This is a genomic window from Fictibacillus sp. NPDC058756, from assembly GCF_042746035.1.
In the GTDB taxonomy this organism is placed as follows: Bacteria; Bacillota; Bacilli; order Bacillales; family Fictibacillaceae; genus Fictibacillus.
Window position 1 is genome coordinate 1294738 of the sequence record NZ_JBHYPU010000001.1, and the last position, 13888, is coordinate 1308625.

Annotated in this window: 13 protein-coding genes and 1 pseudogene; 12 read left to right on the plus strand and 2 right to left on the minus strand. The window is 39.6% G+C overall.

Translation table 11 applies throughout. From position 1 onward, the window contains the following. Positions 1-57 precede the first annotated feature (57 nt). The 9 genes from ACFW35_RS06415 to yajC all read left to right on the plus strand — a co-directional run bounded on the left by ACFW35_RS06415 (position 58) and on the right by yajC (position 7825). Positions 58-1767 (plus strand): LysM peptidoglycan-binding domain-containing protein, encoded by a 1710-nt coding sequence (locus ACFW35_RS06415; RefSeq protein ID WP_379844547.1) that lies wholly within the window; start codon positions 58-60, stop codon positions 1765-1767. Continuing rightward, on the plus strand, positions 1760-2746 hold the full coding sequence (locus tag ACFW35_RS06420; protein ID WP_379844548.1) for a phosphotransferase: 987 nt from the start codon (positions 1760-1762) through the stop codon (positions 2744-2746). Before ACFW35_RS06415 ends, ACFW35_RS06420 begins: the two co-directional genes overlap by 8 nt. Positions 2747-2818: 72 nt before the next feature. Next, the gene (locus ACFW35_RS06425; protein ID WP_379844550.1) at positions 2819-3406 is read left to right on the plus strand and encodes a YhcN/YlaJ family sporulation lipoprotein; all 588 of its coding nucleotides are present in this window, start codon (positions 2819-2821) and stop codon (positions 3404-3406) included. A gap of 122 nt (positions 3407-3528) precedes the next feature. Continuing rightward, positions 3529-4122, plus strand: a complete 594-nt coding sequence (gene ruvA / locus ACFW35_RS06430) for a Holliday junction branch migration protein RuvA (RefSeq protein ID WP_077359186.1) — start codon at positions 3529-3531, stop codon at positions 4120-4122. Between the two features lie 14 nt (positions 4123-4136). Beyond that, positions 4137-5138, plus strand: coding sequence for a Holliday junction branch migration DNA helicase RuvB (gene ruvB, locus ACFW35_RS06435; protein ID WP_379844552.1), 1002 nt, complete (start codon positions 4137-4139; stop codon positions 5136-5138). Continuing rightward, a complete protein-coding gene (locus ACFW35_RS06440; RefSeq protein ID WP_379844553.1) occupies positions 5135-5326 on the plus strand; it encodes a DUF2905 domain-containing protein in 192 nt (63 codons plus the stop codon). The genes ruvB and ACFW35_RS06440 overlap by 4 nt, the downstream gene beginning before the upstream one ends. 18 nt (positions 5327-5344) lie before the next feature. Then, positions 5345-6373, plus strand: coding sequence for a tRNA preQ1(34) S-adenosylmethionine ribosyltransferase-isomerase QueA (gene queA / locus ACFW35_RS06445; RefSeq protein ID WP_379844555.1), 1029 nt, complete (start codon positions 5345-5347; stop codon positions 6371-6373). A gap of 16 nt (positions 6374-6389) precedes the next feature. After that, a complete protein-coding gene (gene tgt / locus ACFW35_RS06450; protein WP_077359182.1) occupies positions 6390-7532 on the plus strand; it encodes a tRNA guanosine(34) transglycosylase Tgt in 1143 nt (380 codons plus the stop codon). 23 nt (positions 7533-7555) lie between these two features. Further along, the gene (yajC, locus tag ACFW35_RS06455) at positions 7556-7825 is read left to right on the plus strand and encodes a preprotein translocase subunit YajC (protein WP_066291308.1); all 270 of its coding nucleotides are present in this window, start codon (positions 7556-7558) and stop codon (positions 7823-7825) included. A 31-nt stretch (positions 7826-7856) separates the two neighbouring features. Here yajC and ACFW35_RS06460 read toward each other — a convergent pair whose 3' ends face one another. Beyond that, positions 7857-8240 (minus strand): TIGR04086 family membrane protein, encoded by a 384-nt coding sequence (locus ACFW35_RS06460; RefSeq protein ID WP_379834966.1) that lies wholly within the window; start codon positions 8238-8240, stop codon positions 7857-7859. 189 nt (positions 8241-8429) lie between these two features. Here ACFW35_RS06460 and ACFW35_RS06465 point away from each other — a divergent pair, with 189 nt between their 5' ends. Then, positions 8430-9089 carry a DUF421 domain-containing protein gene (locus ACFW35_RS06465; protein WP_077359180.1) on the plus strand — a complete coding sequence of 220 codons (660 nt, stop codon included), beginning with the start codon at positions 8430-8432 and terminating at the stop codon, positions 9087-9089. 20 nt (positions 9090-9109) lie between these two features. Here ACFW35_RS06465 and spoVB read toward each other — a convergent pair whose 3' ends face one another. Then, complete coding sequence (gene spoVB, locus ACFW35_RS06470) at positions 9110-10660, minus strand: stage V sporulation protein B (protein ID WP_379844557.1); 1551 nt, start codon at positions 10658-10660, stop codon at positions 9110-9112. A 97-nt stretch (positions 10661-10757) separates the two neighbouring features. Here spoVB and ACFW35_RS06475 point away from each other — a divergent pair, with 97 nt between their 5' ends. Together ACFW35_RS06475 and secDF are read left to right on the plus strand one after the other, a co-directional pair. Further along, entirely contained in the window at positions 10758-11012 is a 255-nt protein-coding gene (locus tag ACFW35_RS06475) for a post-transcriptional regulator (RefSeq protein WP_379844558.1), read from the plus strand. 597 nt (positions 11013-11609) lie between these two features. Next, positions 11610-13827: pseudogene (secDF, locus tag ACFW35_RS06480) on the plus strand (protein translocase subunit SecDF). Positions 13828-13888 lie beyond the last annotated feature (61 nt).

The following is a 13888-nucleotide window of genomic DNA, read 5'->3' on the forward strand; positions in this document are numbered from 1 at the left end:
AATATGCCCAAATGTTCATATACTGTAAGGAAATTTGGCAGGAGGGAGTTTTGCAGCGTGAGAATTCACATTGTGCAAAAAGGGGACACACTTGACAAAATAGCTGAAAAATATGATGTTCCTGTGAATGAACTAAGAAAAGCAAATCCTGGCTTTTCTAGAACGGATGTAATCGAGCGGGGGGAAAAGATTAAGATCCCTATAAAAATGCCGGGAGTAAAAAAAGAAGCACCTATAAAGGAACAGCCTAAACCTATGGCTCCTGTTCAAGAGGCACCGGTTGCACCTGTTCAGGAAAAACCAAAGCCCGCACCAATGAAACCTGCACCACCAAAGAAAGAAATGAAACCGGCGCCAATGAAGCCAGTGCCAATGAAGCCAGCGCCGATGAAGCCTGTACCAAAGAAAGAAATGAAGCCAGCACCAATGAAGCCAGCGCCAATGAAACCGGCACCGGCAAAAAAAGAAATGAAGCCATCACCGTTGAAACCATCACCAATGAAACCATCACCAAAGATGGAACATAAAGATGTTCCAATGAAAAAAGATACCTATACTGCTCCAATGAAAGCACCAATGGCGCCTTTGCATGATAAAGATTTTGCAGGAATGATGGAATCCTCAAACCTTGGTCATTATGTTCCAATGGGCTACCCTAATGCAGCAAACCAGCCGAATATGGCTAACCAGCCCAATATGGCTAACCAGCCGAATATGGTTAACCAGCCCAATATGGCTAACCAGCCCAATATGGTTAATCAGCCCAATATGGCTAATCTACCAAACATAGCAAATCAGCCGAATGTTTCAGGTAAACATGGTTTATATCCTTCCGGGAAAGACAGCTATCAACCGAATAAACATCCATTTTTGATGGAAGAATCTTCAGGGATGATGCAAAATATGTATGGTTCAATGCCGCCGATGTTCCCTAAACCGCAAACATATTCACCTATTCCGCAAGGCTATGGAATGATGCCTCCGCAAGGATTCAGCGGAATGCCGCAACTGTATGGTGGCGGATACCCACAGGGTGGTCAGCAAGGTACTGGGATGCAGCAGGGCGGAATGCCGTTTGGTGAATTTCCTGACTCAGATATGGATTTAATGCCAGCTGGTGAATATACCCCAGGTGGGCCGCAATCTCAGCAAGGTATGCCGTTGGGCATGCAGCCAATGGGTATGCCAGGCGGTGATATGTCACAAATGGGTCAAATGGGTATGATGCCAGAAATGCCTCAAATGGACCAGACGGGTATGATGCCAGGAATGCCGCAAATGGGCCAAATGGGTATAATGCCAGGAATGCCGCAAATAGGCCAGATGGGTATGATGCCAGGAATGCCGCAAATGGGTCAGATGGGTATGATGCCGGGAATGCCTCAAATGGGCCAGATGGGTATGATGTCAGGAATGCCACAGATGGGCCAGATGGGTATGATGCCAGGAATGCCGCAAATGGGTCAGATGAGTATGATGCCAGGAATGCCGCAAACCGGTCAGATGAGTATGATGCCAGGGACGTCACAAATGGGTCAGATGGGTATGATGCCGCAACAGAATGGCGGATCGCCAATGGGTATGATGCCAGGTATGCCTCAATTAGGTCAGATAGGAATTCCTCAATACGGTGGAATGCCTCAAATGGGTCAAATGGGTATGATGCCACAAGGTCAAGGTTTAGGTAATATGCCAAACCCTTATTCTCAAGCACAATCCCGTGAATCTGAACAAGGTGATGCAGAGGAATCGGAAGAAAATGAATAGGGATAATAGAGACGGTTTCCGTGGAGATCGTCTTTTTTTAAAAAAAATGAAAGAGGCCGGTCTTGATATTATTGATTTTGGCTTTTTTCGTGATAATGTAATATGGATAAAAACATTAGAAGGAAAGTATGTTTTAAAAGGATTTCGCCGAGAAGAAACATGCAGAAAACAATTAAAGATCTCAAAATTATATAAAGGCCAGAAACCGAGAATTATGGGTACTTATACCGTTTTTCCAAACGATAAAGGGTATATAGAATTTAGAGAATACTTTTGGGCAATCATGCCTTTTTACAAAGGTGATGGTCTTCATTTTGGCAATCAGAAAGACGTTATTGCTGGAATGGACGCTATAAGCAGATTTCATTCCTTTTCAAAAAATCTTCCGTACGATGTATACAACAGTCTTTCAACTTATTCACTCTATAAAAAATGGAGTGAACGGTATGATGCATTTAAATATCATGCTAAAAAAGCTAGATGGAGCAAAGAGATGCAGCCTTTGATACCAGATATCCTCATGTGGGGAAAATGGTGTCTGGATCACTTTGATCACTCTGCAGTTGAATCCCTAGAAAAAAAAGCATATAAAAGAAGGGAAATCACACATGGGGATGTTGCACCTCACAATTTTGTTTTGAATAAAGAAAAGTCAAAAGAAGCATATCTAATCGATTTTGACCTTTTTGCAGCTGTTCCCCAAGCCTATGACTGGCTTCAATATGCAAATCGAATACTTCCTTTTTGGTATTGGTCTTATTCAAAAATGGAAGAGATGGGCAATCAGGATTATTTGAAATGGTTTAATAAAAAGTGGTTCGTTATTTGCTTGGTCTTCCCAACGGATTTATATAGAGAGTGGAACCGTGCACTGAAATCCGGAGATCAAGAGATGATTGAAGGTGTCGAAAAGTTTACGCTGCGTGATTTTTCGCACAGAAAAAAATTTGTGGATAGGATACTAAAAAAGATAAATTGATTTCATCCTACATTTAACAGATTATTTCATGCCTCCTCTTGCCACCCTAATAGGTGAAAGGAGGTTTTTCCATTGAAAACAATAGCGAAAACGCTCGCTTTTACTATCCTCGCTGGAGGTCTTGTGGGCTGTAACGGTGTAAATGAATCTCAGGACAGGAATGACAATGATGTTCGCCCAATTGGATATTATTCTAATGAGGGTGATAATCGCGGTGATCTTGACCGAGGCAGTGGATTCATTTCTGATATGGCAGATCGAGATACAAAAGATCATACCTCAACCTATCACGAGGATTATGATGGTGCTCTTGCTGAACGTATCGCCAATAAGGTGAATGACATTCGTGGTGTAGACGATGCTCACGTTATTCTTGAGGATAACAACGTCATTGTAGGAGTAGACACGAAGGAAAACAAAAAGGAAGAACTGACGAAAAAAGTCAGGGAAACCACAGCAAAGATGACACCAGATCGTGATGTAAAAGTTGTTTCAGATCAAAAGATTGTTGATCGTATTGAGAATGTCGATAATGACCTGCGTGATGGCCGTGCCTACACGGAAGTAGAAACTGATGTACGCGGAATCATGGGAGACATCGTAGATGCTGGAAGCAACCTTGGGAATGCGATAAAACGTCCTTTCGAGAATAATCGTTAAATATTAAGGGAACAGTTCGCTGTTCTCTTTTTTTGTTCATTGATAAGGAATTAGGGGGTGTGCTATGTTACAATAAGAAATAGAAACATACGCTCGGGTAAAGAGTTTAAGGGGAGAAAAAGTTGATAGAAAGCATTACAGGAAATGTAGAATACATAACAGCGGAATACATTGTCATAAACAATAACGGTATTGGATATAAAATAATTTGTCCAAACCCATTTATATATAAAATGAACGAACAAAAAAGTGTATACACTTATCATTATGTCAGAGAAGATGTACTTGCTTTATATGGGTTTAAAAATAGAAAAGAACGGGATCTGTTTTTAAAACTTTTAAATGTTTCTGGAATCGGTCCAAAAGGCGCTTTAGCGATTGTGGCATTTGGACAGCCGGAACAAGTTGTAAATGCGATTGAACATGAAGATGAAAAGTTTTTAACTAAGTTTCCTGGTGTTGGCAAAAAGACAGCTCGCCAAATGATACTAGATTTGAAAGGCAAGCTGTCAATATTTGCTGATGCTGATATAACGGAAGGTCTTTTTGCAGAGGTTGAGACTACAGGTGACGAACTCGATGAAGCGATTGAAGCTCTTACTGTTCTAGGTTACGGAAGAAAAGAGATCCAAAAGGTTTTACCGGAGTTAAAGAAAGAAAAAATGTCTGCCAATGAGTACGTAAAAGCAGCTTTAAAAAAGTTAATGAATGCATAAGGACGTGAGGATGGATGGAAGAGAGAATAGTTTCTTCAGAAGAACGCCAGGATGAAGCGGTCATGGAACTAAGTCTGCGTCCGGAGGCTCTAGATGAATACATCGGTCAATCATCAGTTAAGGATAACCTTAAGGTATTTATTAAAGCTGCAAGACTGAGGAATGAGCCGTTGGACCATGTGCTTCTTTATGGTCCTCCTGGCCTTGGAAAGACAACACTTGCTTCAATTATCGCGAATGAAATGGAAGTTAACCTGCGAACGACAAGCGGTCCCGCTATCGAGCGGCCAGGGGACCTTGCTGCCATACTGACATCCCTTGAACCGGGTGACGTGCTGTTTATCGATGAAATCCATAGGCTTTCACGTGCGATAGAAGAGATATTGTATTCTGCGATGGAAGACTTTTGTCTAGACATAGTTATTGGAAAAGGTGAAGTAGCCAGATCTGTTCGTTTGGATCTGCCGCCATTTACTCTTATCGGCGCCACTACAAGAGCTGGTTCATTATCTGCGCCGCTTAGAGATCGTTTTGGAGTGATGGCAAGACTGGAGTATTATAAACCAGATGAACTTTCTGAAATCGTGAGACGTACCGGTGATGTGTTTGGAATTAAAGTTGATGATCTCTCGGCTGAAGAAATAGCTAGAAGATCGAGAGGGACACCTAGGATTGCAAATAGACTTTTAAGAAGAGTGCGGGATTTTGTCCAAGTCGAGGGCAAAGATATGATTTCACTTCCAATTTGCCAAAAAGCACTGGAGATGCTTCAGGTTGACCGTTTAGGTTTGGATCATATTGACCATAAATTATTACTAGGGATCATTCATACTTACAAAGGTGGTCCTGTAGGCCTTGAAACCATATCTGCAACGATCGGTGAGGAATCCATGACGATTGAAGATGTTTATGAACCATATCTTCTGCAGATTGGTTTTTTGCAGCGGACTCCTAGAGGGAGAATGGTAACCGAACAGGCCTATCAATACTTTGGACTGGAGGCGTCCACTGAATGAACCGGCTTTTTATTATTGCAGGGATTGTTCTGATTATTATAGGATTAATAGGTACGTTTATTGGGAAACTCCCTGGAGACATGGTGTGGAAAAAAGGAAACACGACGGTTTATTTTCCTATAATGACCTCTATTATCATTAGCGTTGTACTTACATTTATCTTTATGATTATTGGACGATTTAAATAGAAAGCAGGAATTATATCAATGAAAGTAAATGATTTTGATTTTCATCTGCCAGAGGAACTGATTGCTCAAACACCGCTAGAGAACAGAACTTCATCAAGGCTGATGGTTTTAGATAAGGAAAATAAAAGTATAGAACATGAACATTTTTACGATTTGAAGAACCATTTAAAAAAGGGAGACTGCCTCGTATTAAATGATACACGAGTCCTTCCAGCCAGATTATTTGGCCAAAAGGCGGATACGGGAGCTAAAGTTGAAATTCTGCTTTTAAAAGAAGAAGGTCAGGATACTTGGGAAACGCTGGTTAAACCAGCTAAAAGGGTAAAACCTGGAACGGAAATCACGTTTGGTGATGGAAGGTTGCAAGCGGTTTGTGTAGGCGAAAGTGATCATGGAGGAAGGCATCTTAAATTTATCTACTCAGGGATTTTTTATGAGCTTTTAGATGATCTCGGCCAAATGCCGTTGCCTCCTTATATCAAGGAACAGCTTGAAGAAAAAGATCGTTATCAGACCGTGTATGCTGTTCATCAAGGTTCTGCTGCAGCTCCTACTGCAGGTTTGCATTTTACTGAAGAAATGATTGAAGAAATTAAAGCTTCTGGCGTTCATGTAACTTTTATTACGCTGCACGTAGGTCTTGGAACATTCCGGCCTGTAAGTGTTGAAGATATTCTTGAGCATGATATGCATGCAGAGTTTTATCAAATAACAAAAGGGACAGCTGAACTTTTAAATCATGTCCGTGAATCAGGCGGAAGAATTATAACGGTTGGGACTACAAGTACACGCACTTTAGAGACCGTTGCTAATAAATTTGATGGAAAATTTGAAGAGGACTCTGGATGGACTGATATATTTATTTATCCAGGATATGAATTCAAAGCTATTGATGGTTTGATTACGAATTTCCACTTGCCCAAATCGACATTAATCATGCTGGTAAGTGCATTTGCAAGTAAAGAGTTTGTTATGAAAGCATACAATGAAGCCGTTGAAGAAAAGTATCGTTTTTTCAGTTTCGGTGATGCGATGCTTATACTTTAAGGGGGATAATCTTTAGATGAAACCAGCTGTAACCTATGAATTAATAAAAACATGCAAACAGTCAGGTGCAAGACTTGGAAAAGTTCATACACCTCATGGCTCGTTTGAAACTCCTATCTTTATGCCTGTTGGCACGTTAGCTACTGTTAAAACAATGAGCCCCGAAGAGTTAAAAGAACTTGGTGCTGAAATTATCTTAAGCAACACGTATCATCTATGGCTGAGACCAGGTCATGATATCGTTAAGGAAGCCGGCGGACTGCATACTTTTATGAACTGGGACCGTCCCATTCTAACCGATTCTGGAGGTTTTCAAGTCTTTTCATTAAGTGATCTAAGAGAAATTAAAGAAGAAGGTGTTCATTTCAGAAACCACCTTAGCGGTGAAAAGCTTTTCCTGAGTCCTGAAGGGGCGATGGAAATTCAAAATGCATTAGGTTCTGATATAATGATGGCTTTTGATGAATGTCCTCCTTATCCAGCTGAATATGAATATATGAAGGCTTCAGTAGAACGGACAAGCAGATGGGCAGAACGCTGTTTAAAAGGACATGCCCGTCCACAGGATCAAGCGTTATTCGGCATCGTACAAGGTGGGGAATATGAAGAACTTCGAAAGCAGAGCGCTCGTGATCTTGTTTCATTAGATTTTCCTGGTTATGCAGTTGGAGGTTTGTCTGTTGGGGAACCGAAAGATGTGATGAATCGCGTTTTGGATTTCACAACGCCTCACTTGCCTGAAAACAAGCCTCGCTACTTGATGGGTGTTGGATCTCCAGACTCATTAATCGACGGAGCTATTAGAGGGATAGACATGTTTGATTGTGTACTGCCAACACGTATTGCGAGAAATGGAACATGTATGACAAGTGAAGGAAGGCTTGTCGTGCGAAATGCAAAATATGCCCGTGATTTCCGTCCGATCGATGAAAATTGTGACTGTCACGTATGCCGTACTTATTCCAGAGCATATATTCGTCACCTTGTGAAAGCAAACGAAACTTTTGGTTTTAGATTAACAAGTTACCATAATCTTTATTTTTTGGTAAACTTAATGAAGCAAGTCAGACAAGCGATCATGGAAGACAGACTTCTTGATTTTAGAAATGAATTTTTTGAAATGTATGGGTTTAACAAACCGAATGCTCGTAATTTTTAACCAATAGAAAGGGGTGAAGAAGAATGGATGCAATTAAAAGTTTATTGCCGATTATTTTTATGTTTGCAATTTTTTATTTCCTGCTAATCCGTCCACAGCAAAAGAGACAAAAAGCTGTTAAAGATATGCAGTCTAATTTGAAAAAAGGCGACAAAGTTGTAACAATTGGCGGTTTACACGGAACATTAGAGAGTATTGATGATACAATCGCAGTTATTCGTTCAAATGATGGAGCAAAATTAACATTTGACCGTAACGCTATCCGTGAAGTGAAAGAAGAAGCTGCACTATAACAAAAAAGTAAGACCCGTCGATTGACGGGTCTTATTTATATGCTTGTTTATGGCTGCTTAAATTAACACCCATTATTCCACCGATCATCGCTAATACAAGGAACAGAGCATGATACATATATTGCGATGAGTTAAATGTGCTTTGATACCCTAAATACTGTATTAGAAAAACAAGAAATGAAAACAGAAGACTTGTTCCACCTCCGAGCAGCCAGCCTTTGCTTTGTCCCTTTTTCCCTGAAATAAATCCTCCGATAAATAAAGATAAAAAAGATAATCCAATTGTTACCCATTTTAAAGACGACTCTGTCAGGCCAGTAAATCGCAATAAAAGTGAAAGAACTAAGCTGCAAACCATAATCATAAGAAGAATTGCTGCCAAACCGCGTCCCATTGAAGAAAACATATGTTTCATCCTCATTTTGTCCTCCTTATCCTGCAAGCTTTCTATATACCTTATTCATCTCTAATTAGAAATAGAAGTACAAGCAATTGATTTTCCCTCTACTTTCCATAATTTCAATACTTGGCAAAACCTTCGTATCATGATTTTTCATATCTGTGCCACACTAACAAAGAAAATAATATGGAAGGAGGGGAATTTATGGAGTTATATACGATTATCTTCAGGACGCTTTTTATATATTTTTTAATTGTTGTCGTATTTCGTATGATGGGTAAAAGGGAAATCGGAAAATTATCAGTGATCGATTTTGTCGTATCCATCATGATTGCTGAACTAGCCGTTATTTCGATTGAAGATCCGAAAATTCCAATGGTAAATTCCCTTGTATCCATATTTGTCTTACTGGGAATTCAGCTTATCCTGGCGATTATCTCTTTAAAAAGCAGAAAGATGAGAGAGCTTGTTGACGGGAAACCTTCTGTCATCATTAAAGAAGGAAAAGTAGATGAACAAGAAATGCGAAAACAGAGGTATAACTTTGATGATCTGCTAACGCAGTTAAGGGAAAATAATATTAGAAGTCTGAATGAAGTCGAATTTGGCGTATTAGAAACGACGGGTAAATTGTCAGTAATAAAAAAGAATGAAGATACTGAAAGAAGTCCTCTGCAGATGATCCTTCCTCTTGTATTAGACGGAAAAGTTCTGGAAGACAACTTGGAGAAAGTCGATAAGACAGCATTTTGGCTAAGGCAGGAATTAAAGAAAGCGGGATTTAAAGATATAAAAGGAATATCTTTTTGTACGTTAAATGAAGATGGTTCCTTATACGTGGACGAAAAGAATGAAAAAAAATAAAACAGCCTATATTGGCTGTTTTAAACCCATTTTTTGATTATAGGTATATGCTTAAGATCATCTTTACCTAAAAGCCTGAAGAAGATGAGTGTGAATAAATAAATTCCGCATGTAGCTGTAACGCATATTACAAGCCCGTGGACAGGAGGGAACTTCGGCATCATGAAGCGGTATAGATAGACTGCACCTGCTCCTGTAATAAATATTGAAAACAGAGAATAGGCAAAATCCTTAACCACAATCGTATAGCTTATCGCTTTAATAACGGTAGCAAAATGAAGCAATGTTACTACAACAATGCTAATGACGATTGCAAGCGCAGCACCCATTATGCCGAATTCAGGACGGGTGGCAAGTGCAAAAATAGCTGCAAGCTTTACTAAAGCACCAATTAGGCTGTTAATCATAGCAGATCTGGCAAGATCGAGTGCCTGAAGAACGGCTTGAAGAGGTCCTTGAAAATAAAGAAAAAAGAAAAAAGGCGTCATGATTTTTACATATGAAGCTGATGCCGGAGAATTGTACATTAAATCCATGATTGGCACCGCAAAAACATATAAGATAACAACAGCAATTCCACCAGAAAGCATAGACAATTTTAATGCCTGATTCAGTCTATGCTCGATAAGATGGTATTTTTTTTGTGCATTTGCTTCACTGATAGCAGGGACTAGAGAAACAGAAAGCGAATAGGTTATGAACGTTGGTAAAAATAATAAAGGAATTACGTAACCTGCCAGTTCGCCATATTGCGCAGTTGCGACAGCAGTAGTAACACCTGCGATCGCTAAACTGTTAGCAACAACAATCGGTTCAAAAAAGTATGAGACCGATCCGATCAGTTGACTTCCTGTTGTAGGAAGTGCGATATTCAATAAATCCCTAAGTGTCTGATGACCTTGTTTTAATTGTTTGAAAAAACCTTTTCGGATTCGCATCTTCTTTTTAACCTTAAACATGGAAAACATGTATAGAAGAGAAGCTAGCTCACCAATGATGACGGATATCATGGCTCCAGCTGCAGCGAAATGTACACCGTATGGAAGGAATAATCCTGTAAGCAGTGCTACCAGTGCAATTCTTACAACTTGTTCAATTACTTGTGAGTAAGCGGATGGCCGCATATTTTGAAGACCCTGAAAATATCCCCGCAAAACGGATGAAACAGCAACAACAGGAACAACGGGCGCAATCGCAAGTAACGGCCATATCGTCCGATCGTCTGTAAAAAAGTGTTCGGCTAACAAAGGAGCAGCAATAAATAACCCTATCGTAATAACGAAACTTAAAACTCCTGTTATCGCTAAAGATACGATTAATATTTTTCTTACCTTTGATCGATCTCCTGTTGCGTCGGCTTCAGCGACTAGCTTAGAGATAGCTATTGGAAGACCTAGCCGGGTCAGGGTAACAGCAAGCAAAAAAGTCGGGACCGCCATCATGTAGAGTCCGACACCTTCGTGTCCCATTACCCTGGCCATTACAATCCGGTTCACAAATCCGAGAATTCGCGTAATGAGCCCAGCTAAAATAAGCAATAATGTTCCTTGAACGAGTGTTTGTTTAGTCATGTTAACCTGTCCTTTCTGGGACAATCTCATATCTAACTATATGCACGATGAGTGAACCGTCATGACAGCTTGTTTCATATTGAAAGGGGAAGCGAATATGGAAAACATACATTTTACGGAATGGAGAGACGAAGTTCGGCCAGCAGTTAAAAGTAAAAAAGAGGAATTTCATTATTTGGGTTATGAAAGTGTTACAGAGGAAGAAATTTGGAATTGTGTTTTGGCCAGATTGAAGAAAAAGAAAGAAGAACCTCGTCTGCATATACTAGTAGATTATATTTTGTCACTTTCACTTAATGATTTTATGACTTGGCTGACGATCCAGTCTTATAAAGAGGATGTTAAAAAGTAAAAGGGGCTGTTCCAAAAGTAAGGTAAACTTACTTTTGGCAGCCCAATTTTTTATTTTTACAAAATAAAAAATATATAAAATCCTTGGATTCCAACTATCTTATCAGGATTTTTTCATAAACTCTGTTGCTCTTGGAAGTGGTTGATTTCCGTTCCAGGATGCTCCCTTTCCGCGGGGCGTCCGGTGACCCCCCTGGCACGTTGCGCCTTAGGGATCTCACCTTCAAGGAATTATATGTGCTCCTGCGTCTGCAAGCAAAACAGCATCTAAGTTTGTTTCTCGTCGCATGCCTTGCAAGAAGTATATTCAGGTAGCTGGCACGCAGGAGTCTCGCACCTTGCACTCCAAACAACTACCTAAGAAGCGACTTTACAAAAACATCCAAAATGCAACAATTTTTGAGAAATTATCCTAATAAAAAGAAGTATGACCACAAAAGTTTTTATGCTTTTGAGCCATCACCTTTTTTCATTTTATTTATGAATATTTCCTGGACAAATTGACAGAAAAAAACAACAATCGCTATAATGGGAAGGGTTAGTATTCGTACTTATACATAGTGTTGTTTTTGATGCAGCATGAAGGAGGTTTCTTGAAGTGGTAAAACGGAGTAAGATTGTTATCTTTTTTGTGGTGCTTCTAATGTTTGCCGCACTTATAGGTCTAACAACAGAAAAGATTGTAAAGGGAACAAAGCTCGGACTTGATCTTCAGGGCGGGTTTGAAGTGCTTTATGAAGTAAAGCCAGTCAAAAAAGGTCAAAAGGTTACAGAAGATACGCTAAAGAGTACTGTAGAAGCATTAAATAGCCGTATCAATGTCCTTGGAGTTTCAGAACCGGAAATCCAAATCGAGGGTAATAACCGGATTCGTGTGCAGCTGGCTGGCGTTACTGATCAGAACAAAGCGCGTGAATTATTGTCTACACAAGCTGAATTAACGTTCCGTGATGTTGATGATAAAGTGCTTCTTGATGGTTCTGATCTTAAAGGGAACGGAGCAAAACAAACGTTTGAGCCTAATGCCAACAAGCCGATCGTGTCCTTGAAGCTTAAAGATGCTGATAAATTTGCTAAAGTAACTGAAGAAATATTAAAGCGTCAGCCTCAAGGAGAAAATCGTTTAGTTATCTGGCTGGATTATGAAAAAGGGGATTCTTTTAGAGAAGAAGTTAAAAAAGAGATGGCAGGAAAAGAGCCTAAATATATTTCTGCTCCTTTTGTACATGAAGTTCTTACACAGAGCGATGTTACGATAACGGGTGATTTTTCAGTGGAAGAAGCCCAAAGTCTTGCTAAGATTTTAAATGCAGGTGCACTTCCTGTTAAGCTTGATGAAGTATATTCAACGTCGATCGGTGCCAAGTTTGGTGAAAAAGCATTAAATGAAACAATTTTCGCTGGCTTTATTGGTATAGCTGTAATCTTCTTATTTATGCTGATCTTCTATCGAGTACCAGGAATAATAGCAGTCTTAACTTTAACGATTTATATATGGTTGATATTAGCCATATTCTACTTGATGAATGGTGTATTAACGTTGCCTGGTATCGCTGCACTTATACTAGGTGTAGGTATGGCGGTTGATGCCAACATTATTACGTATGAACGTATCAAAGAAGAATTAAGGAGTGGTAAATCCGTTTTAAGCGCATTTAAAGCCGGAAACCGCCGATCATTTACAACAATTTTTGATGCGAATATTACAACGATCCTCGCTGCTGCTGTTTTATTTGCATATGGAACAAGTTCTGTAAAAGGATTTGCATTAGTACTGATCATCTCAGTTCTAGCAAGCTTTATCACAGCCGTTTTCGGAACAAGACTTTTCCTTGGATTATGGGTGCAGTCTCGTTTAATGGATAAAAAGCCAGGTTTGTTTGGTGTAAAGGAGAGTGACATCCGTGCGCTTTAAGTACGATTTTGTAAAAAACAGAAACCTTTACTTTATTATTTCTACTCTCCTGACAGTTATAGGGCTTGTATTCTTGCTGGTAACAGGTTTGAGACTGGGTATTGATTTTGAAAGTGGATCCCGTGTAAATATTCATGCGAATGAACCATTGACAAACGAGCAGGTTCTATCGGAGTTTGAAGACTTAGGTATCGAAGACGCAACAGTTGTACTGGCAGGAAAAAATAACAACCAAGCAAATATCTCTTTTAAAGGAGTACTTTCAAAAGAAGAAATAGCAAAGTTGAACACTCATTTTGAAAAAGAATACGGTGAAACACCGAGTATAAGTACAGTTACTCCGACAGTCGGTCGTGAACTAGCACAAAATGCGGTAATAGCTGTAGTAATTGCTTCAATAGGAATCATCATCTATGTAGCATTTCGGTTTGAGTGGTCAATGGGAGTTGCAGCAGTAATTGCCCTGCTGCATGATGCTTTTATGATCATTGCAATTTTCAGTATGTTCCGGATTGAGGTGGATCTGCCTTTTATAGCCGCCGTACTTACAATTGTAGGTTATTCCATTAACGATACTATTGTAACGTTTGACCGTATCCGAGAGAACATGAGGCTGGAAAAAGTTAAAACACAAGAAAAGCTAGCTGAAATTGTAAATCGAAGTATTCATGAAACATTAGGTCGTTCTATAAACACTGTACTAACAGTTGTTATTGCAGCCTTAGCATTATTGATATTCGGTGCGGAATCAATACGGAATTTCTCAATTGCACTATTGATTGGATTAACGTTTGGTGCTTATTCCTCAATTTTTATTGCTTCACAGCTCTGGTATGTTTTAAAGGCACGTCAATTGAAAAATAAAAAGACGCGTCCTGTTGAAGCAGAACCAAAAATCTAAAGTAAATATCGATTCATAAATTGTCACCTCTTATCCTGTTTTGTATAATGAATAGGTTAAG

Bases quoted from the DNA above. Each gene is read 5' to 3' on its own strand.
- ACFW35_RS06420 (WP_379844548.1), top strand. From the start codon at position 1,760: ATGAATAGGGATAATAGAGACGGTTTCCGTGGAGATCGTCTTTTTTTA.
- ruvB (WP_379844552.1), top strand. From the start codon at position 4,137: ATGGAAGAGAGAATAGTTTCTTCAGAAGAACGCCAGGATGAAGCGGTC.
- ACFW35_RS06440 (WP_379844553.1), top strand. From the start codon at position 5,135: ATGAACCGGCTTTTTATTATTGCAGGGATTGTTCTGATTATTATAGGA.
- queA (WP_379844555.1), top strand. From the start codon at position 5,345: ATGAAAGTAAATGATTTTGATTTTCATCTGCCAGAGGAACTGATTGCT.
- tgt (WP_077359182.1), top strand. From the start codon at position 6,390: ATGAAACCAGCTGTAACCTATGAATTAATAAAAACATGCAAACAGTCA.
- yajC (WP_066291308.1), top strand. From the start codon at position 7,556: ATGGATGCAATTAAAAGTTTATTGCCGATTATTTTTATGTTTGCAATT.
- ACFW35_RS06460 (WP_379834966.1), bottom strand. From the start codon at position 8,240: ATGAAACATATGTTTTCTTCAATGGGACGCGGTTTGGCAGCAATTCTT.
- ACFW35_RS06465 (WP_077359180.1), top strand. From the start codon at position 8,430: ATGGAGTTATATACGATTATCTTCAGGACGCTTTTTATATATTTTTTA.
- spoVB (WP_379844557.1), bottom strand. From the start codon at position 10,660: ATGACTAAACAAACACTCGTTCAAGGAACATTATTGCTTATTTTAGCT.
- ACFW35_RS06475 (WP_379844558.1), top strand. From the start codon at position 10,758: ATGGAAAACATACATTTTACGGAATGGAGAGACGAAGTTCGGCCAGCA.